Origin of the sequence: Nocardioides palaemonis (assembly GCF_018275325.1) — a bacterium.
In the GTDB taxonomy this organism is placed as follows: Bacteria; Actinomycetota; Actinomycetes; order Propionibacteriales; family Nocardioidaceae; genus Nocardioides; species Nocardioides palaemonis.
The window spans coordinates 1,102,218-1,128,935 of the sequence record NZ_JAGVQR010000004.1 but is presented as its reverse complement, the minus strand read 5'-3'; the positions used below and the strand labels follow the sequence as shown (position 1 = coordinate 1,128,935).

The window sequence follows — 26,718 nt, the reverse complement described above, 5'->3', positions numbered from 1 at the left end:
CTGCTCCGCTGGTCCGACGCTAGGCCAGACCTCCGACACCGGCGCCGGACACCGGACCCGCGTGTCGCGGCCGGCTCCCGTCCGGGTCACCGACCCTGGTCAGGTTGCCGGTCCGCCACGTGGCCCGCGCGAGACCGTACGCGCTGGCGAGGGGTTCCGTGAAGCCGGCGAGCCCGAGTTATCCACAGGGCGTGTGGACAAGCTGGGTACGACCGTGGACGACACGCCGCCCGCTGCGTACACAGCGTGGACAGACCTGTGGACAAGACCCGGCACATCTCCCTCGACGGGGCTCTGACCTGCGCAAACGCCGTCGCCGGACTGTGGACGCAAAGTTTCTGCACGATGTCGTCGTTCACCCGTCCGACATCTGGGAGACGCCTGTTGCTTTGTCGACACGAGGTCGTGACCGCGGCCACCCGGCATTCATCCACACCGCCATCAACAGGTGGTCCGAAAGGACTATGTACGCGGCCGGGTGCCGTTCGGTAGTGGCCTCCCGCGCGGCTGTCGCCGCCGCTTCCTAGGGTGGTGGACGTGAAGGCCGTCGACCGCGAGATCCTGCGCCTGGCGGTGCCCGCCTTCCTCGCCCTGGTCGCCGAACCGCTCTTCCTGCTCTCCGACGCGGCGATCGTGGGCCACCTCGGCACACCCGAGCTGGCCGGGCTCGGCGTGGCGGCGGTCGTGCTGCAGACCGTCGTCGGCCTGTGCGTGTTCCTCGCCTACGGCACGACCGCCAGCGTCGCGCGCCACCTCGGTGCCGGCGACCTGCGGGCCGCGCTCGCCCAGGGCGTCGACGGCGTCTGGCTCGCGGTGCTGATCGGCACGGTCGCGACCGTCCTCGGCATCACGCTGACCCCGGCGCTCGTGGGCGCCTTCGGCACCGGGGACGAGGTCGCCGGCCACGCCGAGACCTACCTCGCCATCGCCTTCCTCGGCACCACCCCGTTGCTGGTCATGCTCGCCACCACGGGGGTGCTGCGGGGACTGCAGGACACCCGCACCCCGCTCGTGGTCGCCGTCGCCGGCAACGGGCTCAACATCGTGCTCAACCTCGTGCTGGTCTACGGCCTCGACCTCGGCATCGCCGGGTCCGCGATCGGCTCGGTCGTCGCCCAGGTGCTGTCCGCGGCCTGGCTGGTCACCGTCGTGGTCCGGGCCGCGCGGGAGCACGACGCCCCGCTGTCCCCCGACCGCGCCGGCATCCTGGCCGCGGCCCACGCCGCGGTCGCGCTGGTCGTCCGCACCCTCGCGCTGCGCGCCTGCCTGCTCGTCGGGACCTACGCCGTCACCCGCGCGGGAGGGCACGACGTCGACGTCAACGTCGCCACCCACCAGGTCGCGATCACGCTGTGGTCCTTCCTCGCCTTCGCCCTCGACGCCATCGCGATCGCCGCCCAGGCCCTCACGGGACGCGCGCTCGGGGAGGGCGACACCGCCACCACCCGGCGGCTCACCCGCCGGATGGTGCAGTGGGGCTGGGGCAGCGGCCTGGTCGCGGGGCTCGCGCTCGCGGCCGCCTCGCCGTTCGTGGGGGCGCTCTTCACCAGCGACCCCGAGGTCCGAGCCGCACTGGTCCCGGTCCTGCTGGTCGCCGCGGTGGGGCAGCCGCTCGCCGGCCTGGTGTTCGTGCTCGACGGCGTGCTCATCGGCGCCGGCGACGGCACCTTCCTGGCCTGGGCCGGGCTGGTCGTGCTGGGCGCCTACGCACCGGCCGCACTTCTCGCAGCGACCCTCCCGCACGGCCTGGTGATGGTCTGGGTCGCGATGACCGTCGTGTTCATGGGTGCGCGCGGGGCACTGCTGTCGTGGCGGGCGCGCGGCGACGCCTGGCTCGTAACCGGGGCGACGCTGGCGCGTTGAGCCTGTCGGAGGGAGCGCCGGCACCCCGCTCGGCGCACCGGAGGAGGGCTCTCGATGACCACGACCCGGGCACGCCGCTCGGCCAGCACCCTGGTGCTCGCCCTGGCCGCGTCCACCCTTGTCGCCACCGTGATCGGCACCGGCGCGGCGCCTGCCGCCGCTGAGCCGGGCTGCCTCGACGAGTCGCCGCAGACCGTGGCCGGCATCCCGACCGGCAACGGGTGCGACGACTCGACGCCGCCCGACACCCTGCTCACGCCGTCGAGCACCCCGAACGCTGCCGGGATGGTCGCGACCGCGACGATGACGTTCGCCTTCACCGCCGCGGTCTCCGACGGCGACCCGGGACCCTTCGGCTTCGAGTGCGCCTTCGCGACGCCCGCGGCGCCGACCCCGGCCTGGGAGGCCTGCACCAGCCCGGTCACGGTGCCCGCCCAGGCCGACGCCCCGGCGGGCTCGTACGGCTTCCGCGTCCGGGCCGTCGACCTCGGCGACCGGCCGCGCAACCCTGACGTCAACCCGCTGCTCCCGCCGGCCGTGGCGGACACCCCGGACGAGGACCCGACACCCGCCTCACTGACCTGGGGCCAGGACACCAAGGCCCCGTTCGTCTTCGTCACCCGCAGCGCCTACGACGAGATCACGCCCACCCAACCGGTCATCACCACCCCGAGCGTGCCGCTCCGCCTCGACAGCAACGAGCGGGGCAGCACCTTCGAGTGCCTCGACGGCGAGCGGCCGGTCGCCTGCACCGGTGGGAGGTGGGCCCTCGAGGACCCACGGCCGGGTCGCCACGTGTTCACCGCCCGCACCGTCGACAGCGGCGGCCACGTGAGCGAGTGGTCCGACCCCGTCGAGTTCTTCGTCCCGACCGACCTGCGTCGCACCCGCGGCTGGACGAAGGTCCGCGGCGACGGGTACGTCGACGGCGACGCGCTACGGGCGACCCGCCGGGGCGCCCGGCTGGTGCTGCCCCGGACCGCGGTCGGCGAGCTGCGGCTGATCGCGGCCTCGGGGCAGCGCCTGGGCAAGGTCCGGGTGCGGGTCGGTCGACGCGACTGGCACGTCGTCGACCTCGCCGGCCCGCGCGCGCCGCTGGTCCAGCACGTGGTGATCGACCGCTACTCCGGCATGCGCACCGGCCGGATCGTCATCGAGTCGCTCTCGCGACGGCCGGTCGTGGTGGATGCCGTCGTGGCGCGACCGAACCGCTTCCCCTCCGGCCACCAGCGCACGGCCGGGTGAGGGCCGACGCGGAACGCCGAGCGGCGCCTCCGCGTCGTACCGCCATGACGATCTCGGTACGTCACGTCCTCGCCCTCGCGACCTGCGCCGCCCTGCTGGGCGGGTGCGGCGGGTCCCCCGACCCGACACCGGAGGAAGCCGTGGACCCGACCGGCTCCTCCAGCCCCAGCGAAAGCGGCCCCGGGGAGAGCGGCGCCGACGAGGGCGGCCCCGGCGAGGGCGACGCGACCGGCCAGGCCGTCGCCGACCTCGCCGCGCGACTCGGCCTCGACGCCGCCGAGGTCGAGGTGGTCGCCGTCGAGCAGGTCACCTGGCGCGACGGCAGCCGGGGCTGCGCCGAGCCCGGCACGATGTACACCCAGGCCCTCGTCGAGGGGACCCGGATCACCCTGCGCGCCGACGGCGCCGACCACGAGTACCACTCCGGCGGCGGTCAGCGGCCGGTCCTGTGCGAGGACCCGACCGAGTAGCGAGGGGTGTCCCCCGCGCTGTCCACACCCCCTCGGGGTAGTCCGCTGCGTTCGACCGGTTCCGCACGCCTGCCGACCGGCCGATCGCAGCGGACTGTCGAGGAGGGTGGGGACGACGAACGGCCCGCCACCCCGGTGGGGTGACGGGCCGTCGTGTGGTGCGTCAGTGCGTGATCAGCGCGATCAGGCCGGGACGACGTTGAGGGCGACCGTGGCCGTGACCTCGTCGTGCAGCTTGACCGACACCTCGTGGGCGCCGAGCGACTTGATCGGGTTGGCGACCACGATGGTGCGGCGGTCGACCTTCTCGCCCGAGACCTCGGCGATCGCGTCGGCGATCTCCGCGGTGGTGACGGCACCGAACAGGCGGCCACCGGCGCCGGCGCGGACCTTCACGTTGACCGGGTTGGCCTCGAGCGTGGTCTTGATCTCCTGGGCGTGGCCCTCGTCGCGAGCGGCACGGGCCGAGCGCGCGGTCTTGATCGACTCGACGGTCTTCTCGCCGCCGCGGCTCCACTTGATGCCGAGGCCACGGGGAACGAGGTAGTTGCGGCCGTAGCCGTCCTTGACCTCGACCACGTCACCGGGGGCGCCGAGCCCGTCGACTTCCTGGGTCAGGATGAGCTTCATCGTCCGTGCTCCTCTCAGCGACCGGTGGACGTGTAGGGCAGCAGGGCGAGCTCGCGCGCGTTCTTGACGGCGATGGCCACGTCGCGCTGGTGCTGGACGCAGTTGCCGGTCACGCGGCGGGCGCGGATCTTGCCGCGGTCGGAGATGAACTTGCGGAGCAGCGTGGTGTCCTTGTAGTCGACACCGGTCGCCTTCTCCTTGCAGAACTGGCAAACCTTCTTCTTGGGCTTGCGCAGAATTGCCTTGGCCATTGTGGTGCTCCCTTTCAGTGAGCCCGGCCCTGAAGGCAATCAGGGACGGAATGGAGTGTGTATTTCTGGTGATCCCGGATCAGGGATCAGAAGGGGGGCTCGTCGTTGCCGCCGCTGACCCCGGGCGTGGCCCACGGGTCGTTGGCCGGCGCCGACTGGCCGCCGCCGTAGGACTGGCCACCCTGGGACTGGCCGCCCTGGGACTGACCGCCCCAGCCGCCGCCGCCCTGGCCACCCTGCGAGGGGGCCGGGCTGGCCCACGGGTCGTCGGCCGGGGCCGACTGCTGCTGGCCGCCACCGGAGTAGCCGCCACCGCCACCGCCGCCCGAGTAGCCGCCACCGCCGCCGGACCGCTGCGTCTTGGTGACCTTGGCCGAGGCAGAACGCAGCGACGGGCCGACCTCCTCGACGTCGATCTCGAACACGGTGCGCTTCTCGCCCTCGCGGGTCTCGTACTGACGCGACTTCAGGCGACCCTGGACGATCACGCGCATGCCCCGCTGGAGGGACTCGGCGACGTTCTCCGCGGCCTGGCGCCAGACAGCGCAGGAGAGGAACAGCGTGTCGCCGTCCTTCCACTCGTTGCTCTGGCGGTCGAAGGTGCGCGGGGTCGAGGCGATCCGGAAGTTCGCCACGGGGGCCCCCGAGGGGGTGAACCGCAGCTCCGGGTCGTCGACCAGGTTGCCGACAACGGTGATCGTGGTCTCGCCTGCCATGTCAGGTCTCCTCTAGATGTCCCTGGTGATCCGGGGTGCTCCCGGTGATCCGCCCATCCAACAGGCACTCACCGACAGCGGGAAGGGTCTTTCCACAGATGCCGCGAGGCGATCAGTGGGCGTCGGGACGCATGACCTTCGTGCGCAGGATCGACTCGTTCAGACCGAGCTGGCGGTCGAACTCCTTGACCGTCGCGGGCTCGGCCGTCAGGTTGACGACGGCGTAGATGCCCTCGGCGTTCTTCTTGATCTCGTACGCCATCCGGCGACGACCCCACACGTCGACGGACTCGACCGAGCCGCCGTCCTTGCGGATCACGTTGAGGTACTTGTCGAGCGACGGCTCGATGGTGCGCTCGTCGAGACTCGGGTCGAGGATGACCATCACTTCATAGGCACGCATAGCGGTCTCCACCTCCTCTGGGCTAGAGCGGCCACGGGCTTTCCGTGGCAGGAGGGCTGTGCGTTCGCGGCGTCCGACATGGGGTCGGGCCCGCGGGTGGTCGCCCGGAGGCAACCGGGAGAGGCTACCAGCGCGCGGGCGGCGCGCCGGAATCGTCGTGCGCGCCCGCCGCAGGCTCAGGGGGCGGTGCGGCGCAGCGCGGCGAGCGCGGTCCCGGCGAGCGAGCCGAGCAGCGCCAGCCAGTAGCCGATGCCGTGGCCCTGGTCGATCAGGTCGCACACGGACCCGCCGAACAGGGTGTCGTCGCACGAGCCTCCCGGGAGCACGAAGAGCGCGAGAAGCGTGCAGAGCGCGGCCACCGCGAAGAGGCCCAGCACGGTCAGCCGCACCGGCACCGGGAGCGGACGCGAGAGGAGGTGGAGCACCAGGACCACCGCACCGGCCAGCGCGAGCAGCGCACCGAACCAGCCGAAGAAGCCGTGCCAGGCGGTGGCGGACGCGCTGCTGCTCGCACCGAAGGCGTCGACGGAGACCGTGTAGTAGGGCAGGAACGAGCCCAGGAACACCACCAGGCCGGCGCCGATCGTGGCGAGGTCGAGCGGGTTGCCCTTCTTCAGGGTCGCCACCGCCTCGTTGGCCTGGCGCGACGCCTCGGCGCTGGACCAGCCGGAAGCCGGTCCGGACGCCGGGGACGGGCCACCTGCCTGTGGCGTCGCGGGATCGGCGGGCTGCTCGGACCTGGGCTGCTCGGGCGTGGGCTCGGCGCCGGGCGTGGTGTCGGACATGGGTGTCTCCCCCTCTGGGTGGCCCGCGTCCGGGCCGTGCACGCGTGAGGGTGGCGCACCCGGTGGACCGCGGCAAGGGGGCTGGCACCACTGTCTGGACCGCTGCGCCGCCGGGCCGGGCGTTGCCACCGCTCGTAGACTCCAGACGTGAGCGAGACCTCGGGGCCGAGCAGGCGGACGGTGGTGCGGGGGGCCGCGTGGGTCACCCCCGCCGTGGTCGCCGGGACCGCTGCCCCCGCCTTCGCCGCCAGCCCGTGCACGACGTCGGCCTGTCCGGACCTCTCCTTCGGCACCGTCGCCGGCGCCAACGCCGCGACCGCCGGCAACGGCTGGTCCTACGCCGCGACCTCGTCGCCGGGCAGCTGGAGCAACACCAACCCGGTCGGCTTCCAGCCGTCGGTGACGTCCGGCAACGACGTGATGGTCGGCAAGGGGCCGCACTTCGCCGCGACCGCGGAGCCGACGACCGCGAACCGCGTGCTGACGCTCTCGCAGACCGGGCAGCCGGCGCTCGTGTCCGGGTGCGCCTACACGATCAGCGTCGGGATCGTCACCTACACCTCGACCTCGACCCCCCTCGTGCTCAACGTGATGGTCGGCAGCACCCGGGTCGGGCAGTACAGCACCCAGCCGGAGCCGTCGGCCGGCTACACCGACCGTGGCACCAAGACGTTCTCCGTCCCGGCCACCGCCAGCGGTGCGGTCACCTTCCAGTTCGTCTTCGGCGCCGCGGGCGACCACGAGGACATCAAGCTCTACCGGCCGACCATCACCTGCGCCTGACGGCCTGTGGAGGACGCCCCACGGGCCGCCGTCCGGCCCTACCGTCGAGGGGTGTCCACGCTCCCACGCTCGCGGACCGGCACGGTGGTGGCCGGGCGGTACGCCCTCGTCGACCAGGTCGGCGCCGGGGCCATGGGGTCGGTGTGGCGTGCCCGTGACGAGCGCACCGGCGACGAGGTGGCGGTGAAGGTGCTGGGCCGGCCCGGGTCCGCGCTCCTCGCCCGCTTCGTGCGCGAGCAGGCGGTGCGGGTGCGACACCCGCACGTCGTGGCGCCGCACGGCTGGGCGGCGGAGGACGACCTGGTGGTGCTGGCCATGGAGCTGGTCCGCGGCGGATCGGTGGCTGACCTGCTGCGCGAGCACGGCCCGCTCGACGCCGGCACGGTCGCGGCAATCCTCGAGCAGCTGCTGCTGGGGCTCGGCGCCGTGCACGCCGCCGGGCTGGTCCACCGCGACGTCAAGCCAGCCAACCTGCTGCTCGAGGCGACTCCCGGCGGTGCCCCGCACCTGCGCCTGGGCGACTTCGGGGTGGCCGCCCCGGTCGCCGACCGTCGGTTCACCACCGTCCCCGGCGCGATCGGCACCGACGGCTACATGGCGCCCGAGCAGGCGCGGGGGGCGGCGCCCGACCCCACCCAGGACCTCTACGCCGTGGGGCGGGTGGCGCTGGAGCTCATCACCGGGCTGCCGCCGCTGCAGCAGGGCGCGATCCCCTCCCACCCGCTGCGCCCGCTGCTGGAGCGGCTGCTGGTGGCCGACCCCGAGCAGCGGCTGGTGTCGGCCGACGCCGCCCTGCGGCTGCTGCGCCGGCTGCCGGTCCCCCCGCCGGAGTGCCCCGGCGTCCCGGACCGCCTCGGCCGTCGGCCGGGCGAGGCCGCCGGTCGGGTCGACGTGGTCGGCTGGGCGGTGGTCGCGACCCTGCTCACCGTGATCGCGGGCTGTCTGTGCGTGCTCCTAGGGTGGTGGGCATGAGCACCCCCTCGCCCGCCCTCGCCGTCGGCGCCCACGTCGAGCAGACCGACCCGGTCTCCGAGGCAGTCGCCCGCGAGACCTCGCTCGTGCAGTTCTTCCTCGGCGACCCGCAGGGCTACAAGGGGCCCGAGGTCCGGTTCGAGGGCGGCGCCGCGGCGCTGCGCGCGGCCGCCGACCAGGCGGGCGTCGACCTCTACGTCCACGCGCCCTACATCGTCAACGTCGCCACCACCAACAACCGGATCCGGATCCCGAGCCGCAAGCTGCTGCAGCAGCACATGGACGCCGCGGCCGAGATCGGCGCCAAGGGCCTCGTCGTCCACGGCGGCCACGTCAACAAGTCCGACGACCCGTCCGTCGGCTTCGACAACTGGCGCAAGGCGATCGAGGCCACCGACCTCAAGATCCCGCTGCTCATCGAGAACACCGCGGGCGGCGACAACGCGATGGCCCGCCACCTCGACCGGATCGCGGGGGTCTGGGACGCGATCTCGTCGGCCGAGGGCGCCGACATGGTCGGCTTCTGCCTCGACACCTGCCACGCGTGGGCCGGCGGCATCGAGCTCGGCGACGCGGTCGAGCGGATCCGCGCCATCACCGGACGCATCGACCTCGTCCACGCCAACGACTCACGTGACGACTTCGACTCCGGCGCCGACCGGCACGCCAACTTCGGCCAGGGCCACCTGCCGGCCGACGAGTTCGCCGCGGTGGTGCGCGAGGCCGGCGCGCCCGTCATCTGCGAGACGCCCGGCGGCGCCGCGGAGCACCTCGCCGACTTCGCCTGGCTGCGCGAGCACCTCTGACCAGACGCCCAGCACCTGAAAAATCTGTCAGGAAAGTTCTGACATCGGTGCAACCAAACCGCGTGGTGCTGCGTCTGTACGGGTGAAGGGACCAGACACGTACGGGGGTCGTGTCTGGTCCCTTGTAGCCTCTCCGGGGTGACGACCCGCCTGACGCTCCGCCCGATCTCCGCGCAGGAGCACCGCGACTTCATCGCCGGCCAGTCGTCCGCCAGCTTCCTCCAGACGCCCGCGTGGGCGTCGGTGAAGGCCGACTGGCGCTCGGAGTCGGTCGGCTGGCACGAGGGCGACACCCTGGTCGGGGTGGGGCTGGTGCTCTACCGCCAGCTGCCCAAGGTCAAGCGCTACCTCGCCTACCTGCCGGAGGGCCCGGTCATCGACTGGGCCGGCGACGACCTCGCCGCCTGGCTGACGCCGCTGGTGTCGCACCTGAAGTCCAGCGGCGCGTTCGCGGTCCGGATGGGACCGCCGGTCGTGACCCGACGCTGGTCGGCCGAGCAGGTCAAGGCCGGGATCGCCGACCCGGCCGTACGACGCCTCGGCGACGTCCCGCCGCTGGAGCGCTGCCAGGAGGGCGCCCGCGTGGTCGCCCAGCTGCACGAGCTGGGCTGGCAGCAGCAGGGCACCGAGGGCGGCTTCGCCGCCGGGCAGCCGCAGTTCAACTTCCAGGTCCCGCTGGTCGCCGAGGACGGCTCGCCCCGCACCGAGGCCGACGTGCTGGCCGGGATGAACCAGCTCTGGCGGCGCAACATCAAGAAGGCCGACAAGTCCGGCGTCGAGGTGCGCCGCGGCGACGCCGGCGACCTGGAGGCGTTCCACGCCCTCTACGCCCACACCGCCGAGCGCGACCACTTCACCCCGCGTCCGCTCTCCTACTTCCGGACCATGGTCGACGCGCTGGGGGCCGAGGACCCCGACCGGATCCAGCTCTGGCTGGCCCACCACGAGGGCGACCTGGTCGCGGCCACCATCGCGATCCGGGTCGGCACCCACGCCTGGTACTCCTACGGCGCCTCCTCGACCGAGAAGCGCGAGGTCCGGGGGTCCAACGCCGTGCAGTGGGCGATGATCCGGCACGCGCTCGAGGCCGGCGCCGCTGTCTACGACCTGCGCGGCATCACCGAGACCCTCGACGCCGACGACCCGCACGTCGGGCTGATCCAGTTCAAGGTCGGCACCGGCGGCCAGGCCGTCGAGCACGCCGGCGAGTGGGACCTGCCGCTCAACCGGGCAATCTACAAGGCCTTCCAGGTCTACCTGGCCCGGCGGGGGTGAGGACGTGAGCGAGCGGAGCGAGCGAACCATCGAGCACAGTTCCCCTCGTGCCTCGTGCGCGCACGGAGCGAAGCGAGTACGCGCATGAGTCTGACCCTGACTGTCGACGGGGAGCGCTGGCGCGCCCACCTGCTCGCCACCGCGACCCGCAGCCCCGGCATCGTCCCGGTCGCCAAGGGCAACGGCTACGGCCTGACGCTCGGGCGCCTCGCGCGCCGCGCGCAGTGGCTCGCCGACCACGCCGCCGAGACCGGTGCGCCGCTCGACCTGCTCGCCATCGGCACCTACGACGAGCTCGGCGAGGTGACGTCCCGCTACCACGGCGACGTGCTGGTCATGACGCCGTGGCGCCCGTTCGGAGCGGCCCTCGCCCTCGACGAGCAGGCGGCTGCCCGCGTCGTGCACACGGTGAGCCGGCCCGAGGACCTCGACGCCCTGCGCGAGCGGCACCCGTCCGCCCGCTTCGTCCTCGAGCAGCTCACCTCGATGCGCCGCCACGGCATGACCCGGCGCGAGCTCGAGGCCGCGGCGCACGCGCTCGGCAGCGCACGCAGCGGCCTGCGCGGGGTCGCCCTCCACCTGCCGCTCGGCACCACCTCCCACCTCGGCGAGGTGAGCCGGCTGGTCAACGACGTGGTCGCCTCGGGCCTCCCGACCCGCACGATCTACGTCTCCCACCTCACCCACGCCGAGATGGGCCAGCTCGCCTCCCGCTACCCCGACTTCACGATCCGCCCGCGCATCGGCACCGACCTCTGGCTCGGCGACCGCGGCGCGCTGCGGGTCACCGCCACGGTGCTCGACGTCCACCCGGTCGAGCGCGGCGACGTCTTCGGCTACCGCGGACGCAGCGCCCCCAAGAGCGGGCACATCGTCGTGGTCAGCGGCGGCACCGCCCACGGCATCGGCCTCGAGGCCCCCACCGGCGACCAGTCGCTGCGGGCCCGCGCCGCCACCCTGGCCCGCGGCGGCATGGACGCCGCCGGCTTCGTCCGCTCGCCGTTCTCGATCGACGGCAAGCAGCGGCTGTTCGCGGAGCCGCCGCACATGCAGGCGTCGATGCTGTTCCTGCCCTCAGGGGCGCGTACGCCCCGCGTCGGCGAGCAGGTCGACGTCCGGGTGCGGTTCACCGCCACCGACGTCGACCACGTCGTCGTCGACTGACTCCTCCGTCAGGACCGCGACCACCAGCCACAGCAGGCCGGCGGTGCGCACCAGCACCGCCAGCCAGTAGGCGCGTACGTCGTCGGTGACGGTCGGCTCGATCGCCCCGCCGACGTACCAGCCGGTCACCACCCAGCTCACCAGCTCGCACGCCTGCCACACGAGCAGGTCGCGCCAGCGGCGCACGGCGACGGCCGCGAGCGGCAGCACCACGACGGCCACCTCGGGCGGCGCCGAGCCGGAGACGAGGATCCCGGCGACCAGCAGCACCAGCCCGGCTCCGGCCGCGGTGCGCGGACCGCCGTCGCTCCGCACCGCCAGCCGCGCCACGGCGAGGGCGGCGACGGCCAGGACGAGGACCGCCACGACCGCGCGGACGGTGCGCGACGGGGTGTGCCCCGCCTGCTGGAGGACCAGCCAGAGGGACCCGATGTCGGCGCGCTCGAGGCCGGCGCGTCCCGGCAGCGTGACCACGACGTACGCGGCCGCCGCAGCGAGGACGGCGTCGACCCGGTCCCGCACCCCGGCCCGGCCCTCGCGACCGCCGACGGCGAGCACGCCGGCCAGCGCGACCGCGACCGGCAGCGTGACCGCTGCGCCGATCCCGGCGCCGACGCCGGCCAGCCACGGCCGCCCGGTCGTCCAGCCCCAGAGCAGCACCGCGACGCCGACCGCGGCGAGCGACTCCCACGACAGCCACTGGACGGCGAGCACGGGGGCCATCGCCCACCCCGCCGCGGCCCACGGCCGACGCGGGTCGACCCGCACGAGCAGCGCGGTCGCGAGCAGCAGGAGCGGGGCGAGCAGCAGCGCGAGGCCGACCACCGTGGCGACCGGGCCCGTCCCCGGCACCCCGCCGGCCAGGCGCTCCAGCCACTGGGTCACGCCCGGCGGGGCCGCCGAGGTGACCGGTCGGTCGGCGAGCGCGGTCCAGCAGAGCTGGGCGTAGGGCTGCTGGTCCTTGCCCCACGCGGACGCGACGCAGGCCGACTTGCTGACCATCCCGGCGGCGAGGACCACGCCGGTGACGCCCAGCAGGACGCGCGCCGGCCCCCACCACGGGTGGGCCGCGGCGTGGTCGCCGACCGGTCCGCCGACGACCGCCGAGAGGTGGGTCGCGGTGGGATCGGTGCGGGTGGGCGACTCCGCCACGATCTCGTCCACGGGAGGTCAGGGCCGGACGTCGGCACCCGCCCGCGACTGCTGCCGCGGCGTGGTCGTCGGGGTCTCGGTCGGCGTCGCAGGGGTGGTCGGGACCGGGGTCGTCGGGACCGGCGTGGTCGGGACCGGCGTGGTCGGGACCGGCGTGGTCGGGACCGGGGTCGTCGGGGTCTCCGTCGGGGTCTCCGTCGGCGTCTCGGTCGGCGTGGGCGTCGGGGTGGGCGTGATCGTCACGCCACCGGTCGGCGACTTCGTCGGCGAGGGCTTCGGCGGCGGCGGGGGCGGCGGGACGTACTCGTGACCGTCCTCGGGCGCGTCACCGTCGACGTAGACCGGCTCGGGGAAGTCCTCGACCTCCATGCCCTCCATGACCTTGCCCATGATCGAGGTCCAGGTCTTGGCGGGGTAGTTGCCGCCGAAGTAGCCCGAGCGGCCGTCGGAGCTGGTGGGGAGCCACAGGTCGGCGCCGTCGGGGCGCAGCTCGTCGAGCGACTCGCGGCCCTTGCCGCGGACGTACATCACCGCGGTGGAGACCTGCGGGGTGAACCCGACGAACCACGAGGAGGAGACGCCGCCGTCGTCGTTGGTCGCGGTGCCGGTCTTGCCGGCGGCCGGGCGGCCGAGGGCGAGTGCCTCGGAGCCCGAGCCGGACTGCACGACCTGCTGGAGGGCGTACGTCACGTCGGAGGTGATGTCCTCGTCGACCGTGCGCTTGCTGCGCGGCTGGGCCTCGTAGATCGTCTCGCCGGCCTTGTTGACGACCTTCTGGACCACGTGGATCTCGTTGCGGCTGCCGCCGTTGGCGAGGGTGGCGTAGGCATTGGCCATGTTGATCGGGCTCACCTGGGCGGTGCCGAGGGTGACACCGACGTTGTCCTGCAGGTCGCTGGAGGCGCGCGGGATGCCCCACGACTCGCCGTCGTTGCCCGGGATGCCCATGTCCTCGGCTGCCTGGATGACCTTCTGCGGCCCGTCGTCCATCGAGTCGACCATGTCGACGAAGGCGGTGTTGATCGAGTTCTCGGTCGCCGTGATCATCGAGACCGCCGAGCCGTAGGACTCGTCGCCCTGGTTCTCGAACTCGGTGCCGGCGATGTCGATCGGGCTGTTGCCGTCGAAGGTGTCGTTGAGCGAGAAGCCGTCGCGGATCGCCGCGACGTCCGTGGCGGCCTTCATCGTCGAGCCGGCCATGCCGCCGGCGACGGCCCAGTTGATCTGGGAGTCGAGGTAGTCCTGGCCGCCGTAGAAGCCGAGCAGCGCGCCGGTCTGCGTGTCGACGGTCGCGGCGCCGATGTGGAGGTCGGCGTTGCCGGCCGGGCCGGGCATGCCGGCGTCGGGGCGCTGCTCGTTGACCGACTGCTCGATCTCGCTCATCACCTGCGGGTCGAACGTGGTGGTGATCCGCAGGCCGCCGCCGTCGATCTCCTCCTCGGAGGCGATGCCGCGTGCGAGCAGCTCCTTCTTCACCAGAGCCAGCATGTGGCCCTTCTGGCCGCCGAACTGGCTCTGGGCGGCGATCTTGGGGAACTTGGGCAGCCGCTTGAGCGCCTTGTCGCGCTGGTCGGTGGTGATGGTGCCCATCTTCGCCATCGAGTCCAGGACGTACTCGTAGCGACCCTTGAGGTCCTCCTTGGCCTCCTTGCCGTTGGCCGGGTCGTACTGCGTGGGATTGTTGAGCACCGTCGCCAGCACCGCGGACTCGCGCAGGTTGAGGTCGGCCGCAGGGTGGCCGAAGTAGGCCTTGGAGGCGGCCTGGATGCCGTAGGCGCCGCGCCCGAAGTAGATGGTGTTGAGGTAGCCCTCGAGGACTTCCTTCTTGCTGAGCTGCTGCTGGATCTTGAGCGAGACGACCGCTTCCTTGATCTTGCGCTTGTAGCTCTGCTCGCTGGTCAGGTAGAGGATCTTCACGTACTGCTGGGTGATCGTCGACGCGCCCTGGCGGGCGTTGCCGCGTGCGTTGGAGAACAGCGCGCGCACGATGCCCTTGGGGTCGATGCCCTTGTCGGACCAGAACGTCTGGTTCTCGGCGGCGACGACGGCGTCCTGGATCGTGTCGGGCATCTCCGCGAGCGGGATCGACTCGCGGTTCTGGTCCTCGTAGTAGGTGCCGAGCTGCTGCTTGCCGTCCTTGTAGTAGACGAACGTGGTCTGGGCCTGGAACGCGGAGTTCGGGGTCGGGATCGAGATCGCCTGGTAGAGCACGACGACGACGCCGGCCACCACGAGGGCGCCGACGACGCCGAGGATCGCGAGCACCTTGGCCACCTTGGCGAGGCGCTGGCGAGGAGTCCGACGGGGCTTCGGTCGACGGGTCTGTGCCGGACCGGTGGCCCTCCTCTTCTTCGCAGTCACCCAGAAAGGGTACGGGTGGCGCTCGGAGATCCCTGATTCGTCGTTCACGGATATATCGGTACGATAGATCGCATGGCACGTCGTGGTGACACCATCGAGCTGGCAGTCCTCGGACTGCTGCACGAGGGACCCATGCACGGCTACGAGCTGCGCAAGCGCCTCAACCTGATGCTCGGATGGGGCCGCGTGCTGTCCTACGGCTCGCTCTACCCGGCGCTCAAGAAGATGCTGCGCGCCAACCTCATCACCGAGGCCGCGACGACGACCACCACGGCGAGCCGCCGCCCGCGGATCGTCTACGAGGTCACCGACGCGGGACACGAGGAGTTCCACCGGTTGATGTCGGAGGTCGGCCCCACCGCGTGGGAGGACGACAACTTCGACATCCGCTTCACGTTCTTCTCCTCCACCGACATGGAGATCCGGCTGCGCGTCCTCGAGGGACGTCGCTCACGGCTCCAGGAGCGCCTGGCACGGGTCCAGGCCGAGCTCGAACGCACCCAGGCCGAGGTCGACCGGTACGCCGGCGAGCTCCAGCGTCACGGCGTGGAGTCGGTCGAGCGCGAGGTGCGGTGGCTGTCGGACCTGATCCGCGCCGAGCGCGGTGACGACCCCCCGACCGCACCGCCGGCCAGCACCCAGCAGTCCGGCACACCAGCCAGCAGTCCAGCCAACCAGCAAGCACAGACCCAGCAATGAGAAGGAGAGCCCCATGGGTTCGGTACGAGTAGGGATCGTCGGAGTCGGCAACTGCGCCACCTCCCTCGTCCAGGGCGTGGAGTACTACAAGGACGCGGACCCGTCGGCCACCGTCCCCGGGCTCATGCACGTCGTCTTCGGTGACTACCACGTCAAGGACGTCCAGTTCGTCGTCGCCTTCGACGTCGACGACAAGAAGGTCGGCAAGGACCTCTCCGAGGCGATCAACGCCTCCGAGAACAACACCATCAAGATCGCCGACGTCCCGACGCTCGGCGTCGAGGTCAAGCGCGGCCCGACCCTCGACGGCCTCGGCAAGTACTACAAGGCCACCATCGAGGAGTCCGCGGCCGAGCCGGTCGACGTCGTCCAGGCGCTCAAGGACGCCGAGGTCGACGTGCTCGTCTCCTACCTCCCGGTGGGCTCCGAGGAGGCCGACAAGTTCTACGCCCAGTGCGCGATCGACGCCGGCGTCGGCTTCGTCAACGCGCTGCCGGTCTTCATCGCCTCCGACCCCGAGTGGGCCAAGAAGTTCGAGGACGCGGGCGTCCCGATCGTCGGCGACGACATCAAGAGCCAGGTCGGCGCGACCATCACCCACCGCGTGATGGCCAAGCTGTTCGAGGACCGCGGCGTCGCGCTGGACCGCACGTACCAGCTCAACGTCGGCGGCAACATGGACTTCAAGAACATGCTCGAGCGCGAGCGCCTGGAGTCGAAGAAGGTCTCCAAGACCCAGGCCGTGACGTCCAACCTCACCGGCGAGCTGGCCGACAAGATCGACAGCAAGAACGTCCACATCGGCCCGTCCGACTACGTCGCGTGGCTCGACGACCGCAAGTGGGCCTACGTCCGCCTCGAGGGTCGCGCGTTCGGCGACGTCCCGCTCAACCTGGAGTACAAGCTCGAGGTCTGGGACTCCCCGAACTCCGCCGGCATCATCATCGACGCCGTCCGCGCCGCCAAGATCGCCAAGGACCGCGGCATCGGCGGCCCGATCATCCCGGCCTCGACCTACCTGATGAAGTCCCCGCCGGTGCAGATGCCCGACGACATCGGTCGCGCCGAGCTCGAGAAGTTCATCAAGGGCGAGTGACCCCCGGCTGACGCCCGCGCGGCGTCCGCCCCAGAACTGCGGCCGTACGACGACCCGGAGCCCTCCGGAGTGGTCGTACGGCCGCAGTTCTTCGTGCATCACCCGGCCTGAGGTCTCGCCCCGTGGCGCCGGGCGAGGGCCTCGCGGCCGGCGGCGGTCCACCCTGACTCGCGTAGGAGCGCGGTCCACGCGCGGATCCGCTGCGGCTCGTGAGGACGACCGATGACGGCATCTGCCTCGCGCAGGATGCTCACCGGTCGACGGAGCACGTCCTCGTCGGTGTAGGCATTGAGCACCCAGTCCGCACCGCTGACCCTCCGGTCACGCCGGCGGTCCTTGCGCTGCTGGCGCCGGTCGGCGTGGACCGCGCCGTCGAAGTCGACCAGGGTTCGGGTGCCGACGAGCCACAGGTCGCCGCGCGCGACCAACCAGCCCTGCTCGTCGCGCACCGTGTGCTGGGTCTCCACGGCGATGCCGCACACCACGTGCAGCACCCTCAGCAGGGTCTCCATGACCGATTCGGCCTCGGGATCGGCCAGCGCCACCGCGTCCCGCAACCGTCCTACGCCCCGGCGGTGGTGGCGACACGCGAGGTGCAGCTCGAGGAGCTCGATGTCCTTCGCGCGCAGCGCGCTGTCCACGAGCACCACGAGATCGAGCAGGCTGAGCAGCGGCGCGCAGGTCAGCAACGTCTCAGCCGCAGTGGTCAGTCGCACTCCGTCCCGGACGTCGTGCGGGGGCACCAGGCGGTGACGCGTGACCCGCAAGGCTCCCGGGCGGACCGGCGCCGTCGCGCCGTAGGGCATCGCCACGCACACCGGCAGTCGCTCGGGCAGGGGAGGCAGGTCCCACCCGCGCCGCTCGGCGGCGGTCAGGGCCGCGAAGGCGGCCCCGTCCGGCAGGAGTGCCTGCCACGCGAGCAGGTCCGCGCCCCGGGGGTCGGCCGCGTCAGCGCGACGATGGAGGCCCCGGCTGACCCGCACCCACTCCCGCCCACGCCGACAGCCGACCGCAACCACCGCGTCGCCCTGCTCCCCCGTCTGCTCCACCCAGGCACCGTTCCGTGCTGGCTCGATCGGCGCACCCGGGCCGCTCCCGCCCTGTGGAGGACCGCCGCGGTGCGCAGCCTGTGGAAGGAACGGGGCTCACGCCGTGGGCCGGGCTGCCACCTCGAGAACTGCGGCCGTACGACGACCCGGAGCCCTCCGGAGTGGTCGTACGGCCGCAGTTCTCCGTCCAGGGGGCGTCGAGCCGGCCGAGGGTGACGCACGTACGCTCCCCGCGTGACCGCACGCACGCCCCTCGTGGTCGGCTTCGACCTCGACCTCACGCTCATCGACACCGCAGCCGGGTTCCGGCAGGTGCTGCTGGCGCTCGGCGCCGAGCTCGGGGTCGACTTCCCGGTCGAGGAGATGACGGCGCGGCTCGGCCCGCCGCTCGACCACCTGCTCGCGCCCCACCTGCCGGCCGAGCAGGTCGGCCCGGCCGGCGACCGGTTCCGCGAGCTCTACCCCGACCACGCGATCACCACGGTGCCGGCGCTGGCCGGCGCCCACGAGGCGTTCGAGGCGGTGCGTGCGCACGGCGGGCGGGTGCTCGTCGTCACCGGGAAGTACACCCCCAACGCCCGGCTCCACCTCGACCACCTCGGCCTCGAGGCCGACCACCTCGAGGGCTGGGTCTGGGGCGTCGGCAAGGCCGACGTGCTGCGCCGGGAGCGTGCCCTGGCCTACGTCGGCGACCACGTCCACGACGTCGAGGGCGCCCGCGCCGCCGGCGTGCTGAGCGTGTCGGTGCTGACCGGCGGCTGCACCCGTGCCGAGCTGGTCGACGCCGGCACCGACGTCGTCCTCGACGACCTCACCCGGTTCCCGGCCTGGCTCGACGAGCAGGTCGGCGCGCGCAGCGCCTGAGCTGGCTCAGCGAGCCGCCCACCACTCCCGCAGCGCCGCCTCGGCCTGCTCGGGCGTCCGCGGGCCCTCGTCGAGGCGCAGGTCGAGCAGGAACTTGTAGGCCTCGCCGACCTCGCGACCCGGGCCGATCCCGAGCAGCTCCATGATCTGGTTGCCGTCGAGGTCGGGCCGCACGGCCGCGAGCTCCTCCTCCTCCGACAGCCGCGCGATTCGCTCCTCGAGCGAGTCGTACGTCCGCCGCAGCCGGTCGGCCTTGCGCTGGTTGCGGGTGGTGCAGTCGGCGCGGGTGAGGATGTGCAGCCGCTCGAGCTGGTCGCCGGCGTCGCGGACGTAGCGGCGCACCGCGCTGTCGGTCCACTCGCCCGAGCCGTAGCCGTGGAAGCGCAGGTGCAGCTCCACCAGCTTCGAGACCGCGTCGATGTCGTGGTTGGAGAAGCGCAGCTTCTGCATCCGCTTGCGGGTCAGCTTGGCGCCGACGACGTCGTGGTGGTGGAAGGTCACCACGCCGCCGGTCTCGAAACGCCGCGTCCGGGGCTTGCCGACGTCGTGCATCAGCGCGGCGAAGCGGCTGACGAAGTCCGGACCGCCGCCCAGGCGGTGCTCGAGGTCGATCGACTGCTCGAGCACGGTCAGCGTGTGCTCGTAGACGTCCTTGTGCCGGTGGTGCTCGTCGCGCTCGAGCGCCAGCGCCGGCAGCTCGGGCAGCACGTGCTCGGCCAGCCCGGTCTCGACGAGCAGGCTCAGCCCGCGGCGGGGGTGCGGCGCGCAGACCAGCTTGACCAGCTCGTCGCGCACCCGCTCGGCGGAGATGATCTCGATCCGCCCGGCCATCTCGGTCATCGCCGCGACCACCTCGGGCGCGACGTCGAAGCCGAGCTGGGCGGCGAAGCGGGCCGCCCGCATCATCCGCAGCGGGTCGTCGGAGAACGAGTCCTCCGGGGCACCCGGCGTGCGGAGCACCCGCTCGGCCAGGTCCACCACGCCGCCGAACGGGTCGACGAACTCGCGGCCCGGCACCCGTACGGCCATCGAGTTCACGCTGAAGTCGCGCCGGCCGAGGTCGCCCTCGAGGCTGTCGCCGAAGTCGACGTCGGGCTTGCGCGAGGACGGGTCGTAGCTCTCCGAGCGGTAGGTCGTGATCTCGACCTGCCACGGACCCTTGCGGCAGCCGATCGTGCCGAACGCGCGGCCCATGTCCCACACCGCGTCGGCCCAGCCCGACACCAGCCGCTCGGTGACGTCCGGGTGCGCCGAGGTGGTGAGGTCGAGGTCGTTCTGCAGCCGCCCGAGCATCGCGTCGCGCACCGGCCCGCCGACCAGCGCGAGCTCCTCGCCCGCCGCGGCGAAGCGGGCGCCGAGCTCGTCGATCACCGACCCGATCCGGTCCAGCTCCGCGCCGACGCGGTGCTGGATCTCCACGATCGTGAGCGGGGGCGGGGCGACGTCGGACACGGCGCCTGAGTCTAGGGGGAGATCGCCGGGCGCCCTCATCCGAGCGCACGTGGGGGGCGCGCGTCAGCCGGGGAGGGTCCCCACCGGTCCTCTAGAGTTCGTCCGTGCCCCGCCCGTCCGTCCTCCGTGCTGCCCTGGCGGGACTGGTGGCGCTCGGGGCGGTCGTGACGGGCGCGACGACGCCCTCCGCGGCGGCCGCCGCGGAGGACCCCGACCCGCTCGTGGTGCACCTCGACGAGATCGACCCGACGGTCCCACGACGCGGCGACATCCGGATCAGCGGCACCGTCACCAACACCAGCGACGACACCTTCACCCGGGTCAACATGCACGCGTTCGCCTCGCAGAGCCCGATCCTGGACTCGCTGACCAACGCCGCCGCCATCCCCACCACGGCCGACGTCGGTGGCCGGGTCACCGTCCCGGGGACCTTCGACACCATCGACACCCTCGCGCCCGGCGAGACGGCACAGTTCTCCGACTCGGTGCCGGTCGACCTGCTCGGCATCCCCGACGAGGCCGGGGTCTACTGGATCGGCGTGCACGCGCTCGGCGACGGCGCGGTGCCGCGCGACCTGGTCGCCGACGGGCGGGCCCGGACGTTCATCCCGGTGCTGCCGCGGGGCGACGTGGGGCTCGACGCGTCGTTCGTGCTGCCCGTCCGCAACCGGGTCTGGTACGACGCGGAGGGCCGGATCGGCGGCACCGAGCGCTGGCTGCGCCGGCTCTCCGACGGCGGGACGCTCGACGGCGTGCTCGACACCGCGGACGCCGCCGGCACCACGCCGTACACGTGGCTCGTCGACCCGGCCGTGCTGCTCGCGATCACCCGGCTCTCGCTCGGCAACCCGGAGCGCTCGCTGGCGCCGGACCCCACGGTCCCCGGCCAGGAGCCGACCGAGGAGCCGAGCCCGCCGGAGTCGGAGGAGCCCGCGCCCGTCCAGCTCGACCCGGCGGTGCCGACCGACGGCGAGGTCGACCCCGAGGTCGCGCCCGTCGCGGAGGCGGCGTCGGCCTGGCTCACCCGCTTCCGCACGCTCGTCGGCTCGGGCAGCGTGCTCGCCCTGCCCTTCGGCGACCTCGACGTGTCGGCGGCCGTGCGGCAGTCCCCCGAGCGCTACACCCAGGCGCTCACCCGGAGCACCGAGGCGATGGCGGACCTGCAGGTCCCGGCCACCCTCGCGGTCGCCCCGTCCGGCGGCCGGCTCAGCCCGGAGGCAATCGCGGCCACCCCCGAGGACGTCCAGATCATCCTGGGCGACAGCGCGTTCGCCATCCCGCCGCAGACGACCACCTCCGTGGTCCGCCTGCTCGGCCACGAGGCGCTGCTGACCAGCACCGGCGCCGAGTCCGGCGGTCCCGGGCCGACCGACCCCCTCGATCCCCTGGCGCTGCGCCAGCGCGTGCTGAGCGAGGCCGCGCTGCGGATCGCCCGCGACGACCGCGCCCCGCTCGTCGTCACGCTGCCGACCACGTGGCGCGACCAGGACGCCGCGTCCTTCTTCGACGGGCTCGAGCAGCCGTGGCTCGACACGATCCCCGCGACCTGGGTCGCCGCACGCCGGGCGACCGGCGTCAACGCGTCGAACCTCGCCTACGAGACCCTCGACGTCGACGAGGAGCTCCCCGCGACGGGCTTCGCCGCCGCCGACCGCGCCGACGACGCCGCGACGCTCCTCGAGCAGGTCCTCACCCTCCAGACGACGCTCGAGCAGCAGGTGGGTGACGAGGTGCTGGTCACCCTGTCCGAGCAGCACCGGCAGAGCCCGCGCCGCGCGCGGGTGGCCGCCGACCGGGTGGACGACTCGCTGCGCGCCGACCTCGGCCGGATCACGATCGAGGTGCCGACGCGGGTCACGCTCTCGGGCGACTCCGGCGGACTCGGTGCGACGCTCGTCAACGGGCTCGACCAGCCGGTGTCGGTCGGGATCGGCATCGTCACCGACGGCGAGGTCACCCTGACCGGCGACAGCGTGCGCGACCTCGGGCCCCGCGCCCGCAGCGTGGTGCGGTTCAAGGCCACCACGACCCAGGCCGGTATCCACCCGGTCCGGATGCGGGTCACCAGCGTCGACGGGGTCGCGCTCGGCTCGAGCGAGGAGCTCCCCATCCGCGCCGCCCGGGTCAGCGCGCTGATCTGGGTCGTCATGGCCGCCGGCGCCCTCGTGCTGTTCGGGATGATCGGCTACCGGCTGCCCGGCCAGATCCGCGCCCGGCGCGCCGAGCTGCGGGCCGGCGAGCACCGCGCAGCGGCAGAGCCGACCTCAGAGCCGACCGCAGAGCCGGCGCCCGAGCCGGCTCCCGAGCAGGCTCCCGAGCAGGCTCGGTCCACCTCCTCCGACACCGCGATGGGACAGGTGTGAGCGACCAGAAGGTCCTGGCCTCCTCGGCCGTCATGGCCGCGGGCACGGTCGTCTCGCGCGCGTCCGGCTACGTCCGGGCGGCGCTGCTCGTCGTCGCGCTCGGCTCCGGGCTGCGCGGCGACCTGTTCGCGATCGCGAACACGCTGCCCAACATGGTCTACATCCTGCTGGCCGGCGGCATCTTCAACGCCGTGCTGGTGCCCCAGCTGGTGCGGCGGATCAAGGAGGACCCCGACGGCGGCGACGCCTACGCCAGCCGGGTCATCACCCTCTCGGCGCTGTTCCTCGGCGCCGTGACCGTCCTGCTCGTCCTCGTCGCACCCCTCGTGCTGCGGCTCTACCTCGACTCGAAGTACTACGGACCGGCCCTCGAGGCCCAGCTGGAGTCGATCGTCGACCTGACCCGGTGGTGCCTGCCGCAGGTGTTCTTCTACGGCATGTACGTCCTGGTCGGGCAGGTCCTCAACGCGCGCGGCCGCTTCGGGCCGATGATGTGGGCGCCGATCGCCAACAACCTGATCGCCGTCGGCGTGCTCGTGGCCTACCTGCTGGTCCTCGGTCCGACCGCGGAGGCCGACGCCCAGGACGCGCTCGGGACCGGCGCCGAGGTGCTGCTGGGCCTGGGGTCCACGCTAGGCATCGTCGCCCAGCTGGTCGTGCTCGTGCCCTACCTGCGCTCGTCGGGCTTTCTCTACCGACCGCGCTTCGACTTCCGCGACCCCGAGCTGCGCCACACCCTGCGCCTGGGCGTGTGGACGGTGCTCTTCGTGGTGGTCACCCAGCTGGCGTACCTGCGGGTGGTCAAGCTCGCGTCCGGCGGCAGTGCGGAGGGCGGCACCGGCTACCTCGTCTACTCCAGCAGCCTGCTGATCATGATGGTGCCGCACGCGGTCGTCACCGTCTCGCTGGCGACCGCGATCCTGCCGCGGCTCTCGTCGTACGCCCACGAGGGCCGCCTGGCCGAGCTCGGCCGCACGGTCGGCTCCACCCTGCGCACGTCGCTCGCCCTGGTCCTGCCGTTCGCGGTGCTGCTGCCGATCACGGCGGTCGACGTCGCGAGCGTCGCCTTCAGCTGGGCCGACAAGGAGCAGGCCGCCCGGTTCGCCCCGACCCTCGCCGTCTTCGGGCCGGCCCTCGTGTTCTTCACCGTCCACTACTTCATGCTGCGCGGCTTCTACGCGATGGAGCGCACCCGGCTGGTGTTCTTCATCCAGCTCGCCGTGTCGGCCACCAACGTCGTCGTGGCGAGCGTCCTGGTGCCCCTCGGGTCGGCCGACGACACCGCCCCGCTCCTCGTGGTGGCCTACCTCGCGTCGTACGTCGTGGGCGCGGTGGTGAGCTTCGTGCTGCTGCGGCGCACGGTCGGCGGCCTCCAGACGCCCCAGCTGGTGCGGTTCCTGGTCCGGATGGGGCTCGTGCTCCTCGCGGCCGGCGTCGCCGCCTGGCTGGTCGAGCGCGGGCTCGCGGGCCTCGGCGCCTACCCCGGGCCGGTGCTCTCGCTGGTGCGCGGTGGGGCGAGCGCGGGGGTGGGGATGATCGTCGTGCTGGCCGGCGCCCGCCTGCTGCACGTGCGGGAGGTCACGAGTCTGGTCGACACCGTCGCGGCGAGGGTGCGTCGCCGCTGAGGTTCCCTACGATGAACCTCCGGGACGTGGGGAGCCTCCCGCGCCGGGACGAGCAGAGCGAGGTGAGGAGGTGAGGTCGATGCAGGCCGGAGACGTCCTCGCCGACCGCTACCGCCTCGACGACCTGCTCGCCGAGAACGGCACCGGCCGCTTCTGGCGGGCCCACGACCGGGTGCTGCACCGCGCCGTCGCGGTCCACGTCCTCGCCGCCGACGACGAGCGCGCCGGACCGCTGCTGGAGGCCGCGCGCCGGGCCGGGCCGGTGATCGACCGGCGCCTGCTGCGGGTGCTCGACGCGGAGGTCGCCGACGGCCGCTGCTACGTCGTCAACGAGTGGGGCCAGGGCGACTCGCTCGACGTGCTGCTGACCCGGGAGGGTCCGCTGCCGCCGCGCCGGGCCGCCTGGCTGGTGGCCGAGGTGGCCGACACCATCGCCGAGGCCCACGCCCTCGGGCTCGCCCACGGCCGGCTCGCGCCGGAGAACGTGCTCGTCGACCAGCACGGCCAGGTCAGGATCATCGGCTTCGGCGTCGACGCCGCGCTGCGCGGCCTCGCACCGGGCCGCACCGGGGTCGACGAGATCGACCTCGTCGGCCTGCTCTACGCCGCCCTCACCGGCCGCTGGGCCGGCGTCTCGCAGTCCGCGCTGCCGCCCGCCCCGGAGGCGCACGGCACCGTCCTGCGGCCGCGCCGGGTCCGGGCCGGCATCCCGCGGGTGCTCGACACGCTGTGCGACCAGGTGCTCGCCCCGCAGCACTCGTCGGCCGCCGCCTCCGACCTCAGCGCCCGGGCGGTGCGCGACCTGCTCGCCGACTACGTGGGCGAGATGACCGGCACCCACGTGCCGGTGGCCGGTCCACGGCCCGCCGGCCCGCCGAGCGCACCCGCGGTCCAGCCCGAGCCCGTGCCGGAGCCCGAGCCGGTCGCCGCCGAGGACGCCGAGGCCACCGCGGTCACGCCGGCCCTCGAGCCCACGGACGTCCCCGAGCCGGTCGAGGCCGCCGACACCGCCGACCCCATCGAGCCCACCGAGCAGGTCGCGCCGGTGGAGCCGACGACCACCGGTGACGTGTCGTCGACGGACCTGCCGACGCAGGCCGGCATGCCGGTGTTCCACGACGACGACGACGAGGTCGACTGGCTGCGCGCCCGCGCCGACAAGCCGGCTCCGCCGCCGCTGCTCGACGAGCCTGCCCCGAAGCCGCTGTTCGCCCCCGACCCGCCGGAGGGCGAGCCGGTGCGCCGCCCGCGTCCCGGCAGCCGCGCCGCCTCCGCGGGCCCGGACTACTGGCCGTGGGACGCGTCCTCCCCGGGCCCTGACTCGGGCGTGCGCCCGGTGTCGCGCGACACCGGCGGCTGGGGCACCGGCTCCTGGTCGGGCGACCCGTGGGGCACCGACGACGGCCTGCAGGACACGGGCGACCAGGTGCCCGGCCGCAGCTGGTTCCGCCTCGCCCTGGTCGTCGCGGTGCTCGCCGTCGTCGCGGTCGCGGCCGTGGCGGCCTACCAGCTCGGGCTGCCCGCCGCGATCGACGACGCCACGGACGACCCGACGACCTCGGCGTCCCCGAGCGCCGCCGACCCGACGCCGTACACCGGGCTGGTCGCCGACGACTTCGACCCCCAGGGCGCCGAGCCCCGCGAGGAGAACCCCGAGTCGGTCCCCAACGTCGTCGACGGCGACCCCGCGACCACCTGGAGCACCTCGACCTACAAGCAGAACTTCGGTCCCGGCGGCCTCAAGACCGGTGTGGGCGTGATCGTCGACCTCGGCGCCACCAAGGGCGTCCGACGCGTCGTGGTCACCACCGACGGCGGGCAGACGTCGCTCGCGGCCTACGTCACGACGCAGGCGCCGACGGGCGTCGCCGACCTGAGCCCCATCGGTACGGCGTCGGGCACCGGCGAGCTCACCATCGACGTGCCCGAGGCGGTGTCCGGGCGCTACGTCACCATCTGGCTCACCCTGCTGCCGGCGGTCAGCGACGGGTTCCGGGGCACGATCTCCGAGGTGCAGGTGCTCGGGTGAGCGACGACCAGCTGCCCGGCCGGTCCGACCAGGACCTGCTCCGCGCCCACGTCGACGGCGACGCGGAGGCGTTCGGCGAGCTCTTCGGGCGTCACCGCGACCGGCTGTGGGCCGTCGCGCTGCGCACGATGGGCAACCCGGAGGACGCCGCCGACGGTCTCCAGGACGGCATGATCGCGGCGTTCCGGCGCGCCGGCTCCTACCGCGGCGAGGCCGCCGTCACCACCTGGCTGCACCGCGTGGTGGTCAACGCCTGCCTCGACCGGATCCGGGCGGCGAAGATCCGTCGGCTCGAGGCCCTCCCCGAGGACGTCGAGGACCGCGGCGCACTGGTCGCGACCGCGGAGCACGACGACGAGCCCGACGCGGCCGCGGAGGCCGCCGAGCGCCGTCGTCGGGTGCTGGACGCGCTCGCCACCCTCCCGGCGGACCAGCGCGCGGCCCTGGTGCTGGTCGACATGGAGGGCTACCCGGTCGCCGAGGTGGCCGAGATGCTCGGCTGCGCCGAGGGCACCGTGAAGTCGCGGTGCTCGCGCGGGCGCACCAAGCTCGCCGCCCTGCTGCTCGACCTGCACCAGCCACCGGGTGAGGTGCCTCACGGGAACCCCGCGCCCGACGGCACCGTCCCACCCACGATGCGCCAGCGGGGTCCGCCGGCGCCCTGA

24 protein-coding genes are annotated in these 26,718 nt (G+C 73.3%); 15 read left to right on the top strand and 9 right to left on the bottom strand.

The features are described from left to right. Positions 1 to 531 precede the first annotated feature (531 nt). The 3 genes from KDN32_RS21170 to KDN32_RS21160 are packed head-to-tail and all read left to right on the top strand — an operon-like array spanning position 532 to position 3,578. On the top strand, positions 532 to 1,863 hold the full coding sequence (locus KDN32_RS21170; RefSeq protein WP_307854269.1) for an MATE family efflux transporter: 1,332 nt from the start codon (positions 532 to 534) through the stop codon (positions 1,861 to 1,863). A 54-nt stretch (positions 1,864 to 1,917) separates the two neighbouring features. Next, on the top strand, positions 1,918 to 3,108 hold the full coding sequence (locus KDN32_RS21165) for a hypothetical protein (protein WP_211734569.1): 1,191 nt from the start codon (positions 1,918 to 1,920) through the stop codon (positions 3,106 to 3,108). A 44-nt stretch (positions 3,109 to 3,152) separates the two neighbouring features. Then, entirely contained in the window at positions 3,153 to 3,578 is a 426-nt protein-coding gene (locus KDN32_RS21160) for a DUF8738 domain-containing protein (protein WP_211734567.1), read from the top strand. 183 nt (positions 3,579 to 3,761) lie between these two features. Here KDN32_RS21160 and rplI read toward each other — a convergent pair whose 3' ends face one another. The 5 genes from rplI to KDN32_RS21135 form a co-directional block, all read right to left on the bottom strand. Beyond that, the gene (gene rplI / locus KDN32_RS21155) at positions 3,762 to 4,208 is read right to left on the bottom strand and encodes a 50S ribosomal protein L9 (protein WP_211734565.1); all 447 of its coding nucleotides are present in this window, start codon (positions 4,206 to 4,208) and stop codon (positions 3,762 to 3,764) included. 14 nt (positions 4,209 to 4,222) lie between these two features. Next, complete coding sequence (gene rpsR / locus KDN32_RS21150) at positions 4,223 to 4,459, bottom strand: 30S ribosomal protein S18 (protein WP_056603689.1); 237 nt, start codon at positions 4,457 to 4,459, stop codon at positions 4,223 to 4,225. Between the two features lie 86 nt (positions 4,460 to 4,545). After that, complete coding sequence (locus tag KDN32_RS21145) at positions 4,546 to 5,175, bottom strand: single-stranded DNA-binding protein (protein ID WP_211734564.1); 630 nt, start codon at positions 5,173 to 5,175, stop codon at positions 4,546 to 4,548. A gap of 112 nt (positions 5,176 to 5,287) precedes the next feature. Continuing rightward, a complete protein-coding gene (gene rpsF / locus KDN32_RS21140; RefSeq protein WP_211734562.1) occupies positions 5,288 to 5,578 on the bottom strand; it encodes a 30S ribosomal protein S6 in 291 nt (96 codons plus the stop codon). Positions 5,579 to 5,754: 176 nt separating this feature from the next. Continuing rightward, positions 5,755 to 6,363: a DUF5336 domain-containing protein gene (locus KDN32_RS21135; protein ID WP_211734560.1), complete on the bottom strand. Its 609-nt coding sequence runs from the start codon at positions 6,361 to 6,363 to the stop codon at positions 5,755 to 5,757. Positions 6,364 to 6,510: 147 nt separating this feature from the next. Between KDN32_RS21135 and KDN32_RS21130 the strand changes: the two genes are divergently transcribed. The 5 genes from KDN32_RS21130 (at position 6,511) to KDN32_RS21110 (ending at position 11,363) form a co-directional block, all read left to right on the top strand. Next, positions 6,511 to 7,146: a hypothetical protein gene (locus KDN32_RS21130; RefSeq protein ID WP_211734558.1), complete on the top strand. Its 636-nt coding sequence runs from the start codon at positions 6,511 to 6,513 to the stop codon at positions 7,144 to 7,146. Positions 7,147 to 7,197: 51 nt separating this feature from the next. Then, complete coding sequence (locus tag KDN32_RS21125) at positions 7,198 to 8,118, top strand: serine/threonine-protein kinase (RefSeq protein ID WP_307854266.1); 921 nt, start codon at positions 7,198 to 7,200, stop codon at positions 8,116 to 8,118. After that, positions 8,115 to 8,924: a deoxyribonuclease IV gene (locus KDN32_RS21120; protein WP_211734556.1), complete on the top strand. Its 810-nt coding sequence runs from the start codon at positions 8,115 to 8,117 to the stop codon at positions 8,922 to 8,924. The genes KDN32_RS21125 and KDN32_RS21120 overlap by 4 nt, the downstream gene beginning before the upstream one ends. Positions 8,925 to 9,062: 138 nt before the next feature. Further along, positions 9,063 to 10,199, top strand: a complete 1,137-nt coding sequence (locus KDN32_RS21115; protein WP_307854264.1) for a lipid II:glycine glycyltransferase FemX — start codon at positions 9,063 to 9,065, stop codon at positions 10,197 to 10,199. A gap of 84 nt (positions 10,200 to 10,283) precedes the next feature. Next, positions 10,284 to 11,363, top strand: coding sequence for an alanine racemase (locus KDN32_RS21110; protein WP_211734554.1), 1,080 nt, complete (start codon positions 10,284 to 10,286; stop codon positions 11,361 to 11,363). Here KDN32_RS21110 and KDN32_RS21105 read toward each other — a convergent pair. After that, complete coding sequence (locus KDN32_RS21105; protein ID WP_211734552.1) at positions 11,274 to 12,527, bottom strand: glycosyltransferase family protein; 1,254 nt, start codon at positions 12,525 to 12,527, stop codon at positions 11,274 to 11,276. The two genes, KDN32_RS21110 and KDN32_RS21105, sit on opposite strands and share 90 nt — an antisense overlap. 6 nt (positions 12,528 to 12,533) lie before the next feature. Further along, entirely contained in the window at positions 12,534 to 14,876 is a 2,343-nt protein-coding gene (locus KDN32_RS23460; RefSeq protein ID WP_211734550.1) for a transglycosylase domain-containing protein, read from the bottom strand. Positions 14,877 to 14,948: 72 nt separating this feature from the next. Here KDN32_RS23460 and KDN32_RS21095 point away from each other — a divergent pair, with 72 nt between their 5' ends. Then, complete coding sequence (locus KDN32_RS21095) at positions 14,949 to 15,575, top strand: PadR family transcriptional regulator (protein WP_211734548.1); 627 nt, start codon at positions 14,949 to 14,951, stop codon at positions 15,573 to 15,575. Between the two features lie 13 nt (positions 15,576 to 15,588). Continuing rightward, on the top strand, positions 15,589 to 16,671 hold the full coding sequence (locus tag KDN32_RS21090; protein WP_211734546.1) for an inositol-3-phosphate synthase: 1,083 nt from the start codon (positions 15,589 to 15,591) through the stop codon (positions 16,669 to 16,671). Positions 16,672 to 16,769: 98 nt separating this feature from the next. Here the strand turns inward: KDN32_RS21090 and KDN32_RS21085 are convergent, their stop codons facing one another. Then, the gene (locus KDN32_RS21085) at positions 16,770 to 17,720 is read right to left on the bottom strand and encodes a hypothetical protein (protein WP_211734544.1); all 951 of its coding nucleotides are present in this window, start codon (positions 17,718 to 17,720) and stop codon (positions 16,770 to 16,772) included. A 234-nt stretch (positions 17,721 to 17,954) separates the two neighbouring features. Here KDN32_RS21085 and KDN32_RS21080 point away from each other — a divergent pair, with 234 nt between their 5' ends. Continuing rightward, positions 17,955 to 18,584: an HAD family hydrolase gene (locus KDN32_RS21080; protein WP_211734542.1), complete on the top strand. Its 630-nt coding sequence runs from the start codon at positions 17,955 to 17,957 to the stop codon at positions 18,582 to 18,584. Positions 18,585 to 18,590: 6 nt separating this feature from the next. Here the strand turns inward: KDN32_RS21080 and KDN32_RS21075 are convergent, their stop codons facing one another. Next, entirely contained in the window at positions 18,591 to 20,036 is a 1,446-nt protein-coding gene (locus KDN32_RS21075; RefSeq protein ID WP_307854263.1) for a CCA tRNA nucleotidyltransferase, read from the bottom strand. A 104-nt stretch (positions 20,037 to 20,140) separates the two neighbouring features. Between KDN32_RS21075 and KDN32_RS21070 the strand changes: the two genes are divergently transcribed. The 4 genes from KDN32_RS21070 to sigM all read left to right on the top strand — a co-directional run bounded on the left by KDN32_RS21070 (position 20,141) and on the right by sigM (position 26,718). Continuing rightward, positions 20,141 to 22,399 carry a DUF6049 family protein gene (locus KDN32_RS21070; protein WP_211734538.1) on the top strand — a complete coding sequence of 753 codons (2,259 nt, stop codon included), beginning with the start codon at positions 20,141 to 20,143 and terminating at the stop codon, positions 22,397 to 22,399. After that, complete coding sequence (gene murJ / locus KDN32_RS21065) at positions 22,396 to 24,024, top strand: murein biosynthesis integral membrane protein MurJ (protein WP_307854262.1); 1,629 nt, start codon at positions 22,396 to 22,398, stop codon at positions 24,022 to 24,024. The genes KDN32_RS21070 and murJ overlap by 4 nt, the downstream gene beginning before the upstream one ends. A gap of 79 nt (positions 24,025 to 24,103) precedes the next feature. Continuing rightward, positions 24,104 to 26,053 (top strand): protein kinase domain-containing protein, encoded by a 1,950-nt coding sequence (locus tag KDN32_RS21060; protein WP_211734536.1) that lies wholly within the window; start codon positions 24,104 to 24,106, stop codon positions 26,051 to 26,053. Continuing rightward, positions 26,050 to 26,718, top strand: a complete 669-nt coding sequence (sigM, locus tag KDN32_RS21055) for an RNA polymerase sigma factor SigM (protein WP_211734534.1) — start codon at positions 26,050 to 26,052, stop codon at positions 26,716 to 26,718. Before KDN32_RS21060 ends, sigM begins: the two co-directional genes overlap by 4 nt.

Bases quoted from the DNA above. Each gene is read 5' to 3' on its own strand.
- KDN32_RS21090 (WP_211734546.1), top strand. From the start codon at position 15,589: ATGGGTTCGGTACGAGTAGGGATCGTCGGAGTCGGCAACTGCGCCACC.
- KDN32_RS21145 (WP_211734564.1), bottom strand. From the start codon at position 5,175: ATGGCAGGCGAGACCACGATCACCGTTGTCGGCAACCTGGTCGACGAC.
- rplI (WP_211734565.1), bottom strand. From the start codon at position 4,208: ATGAAGCTCATCCTGACCCAGGAAGTCGACGGGCTCGGCGCCCCCGGT.
- KDN32_RS21165 (WP_211734569.1), top strand. From the start codon at position 1,918: ATGACCACGACCCGGGCACGCCGCTCGGCCAGCACCCTGGTGCTCGCC.
- KDN32_RS21120 (WP_211734556.1), top strand. From the start codon at position 8,115: ATGAGCACCCCCTCGCCCGCCCTCGCCGTCGGCGCCCACGTCGAGCAG.
- rpsF (WP_211734562.1), bottom strand. From the start codon at position 5,578: ATGCGTGCCTATGAAGTGATGGTCATCCTCGACCCGAGTCTCGACGAG.
- rpsR (WP_056603689.1), bottom strand. From the start codon at position 4,459: ATGGCCAAGGCAATTCTGCGCAAGCCCAAGAAGAAGGTTTGCCAGTTC.
- KDN32_RS21135 (WP_211734560.1), bottom strand. From the start codon at position 6,363: ATGTCCGACACCACGCCCGGCGCCGAGCCCACGCCCGAGCAGCCCAGG.
- KDN32_RS21110 (WP_211734554.1), top strand. From the start codon at position 10,284: ATGAGTCTGACCCTGACTGTCGACGGGGAGCGCTGGCGCGCCCACCTG.
- KDN32_RS21160 (WP_211734567.1), top strand. From the start codon at position 3,153: ATGACGATCTCGGTACGTCACGTCCTCGCCCTCGCGACCTGCGCCGCC.
- KDN32_RS21095 (WP_211734548.1), top strand. From the start codon at position 14,949: ATGGCACGTCGTGGTGACACCATCGAGCTGGCAGTCCTCGGACTGCTG.
- KDN32_RS21060 (WP_211734536.1), top strand. From the start codon at position 24,104: ATGCAGGCCGGAGACGTCCTCGCCGACCGCTACCGCCTCGACGACCTG.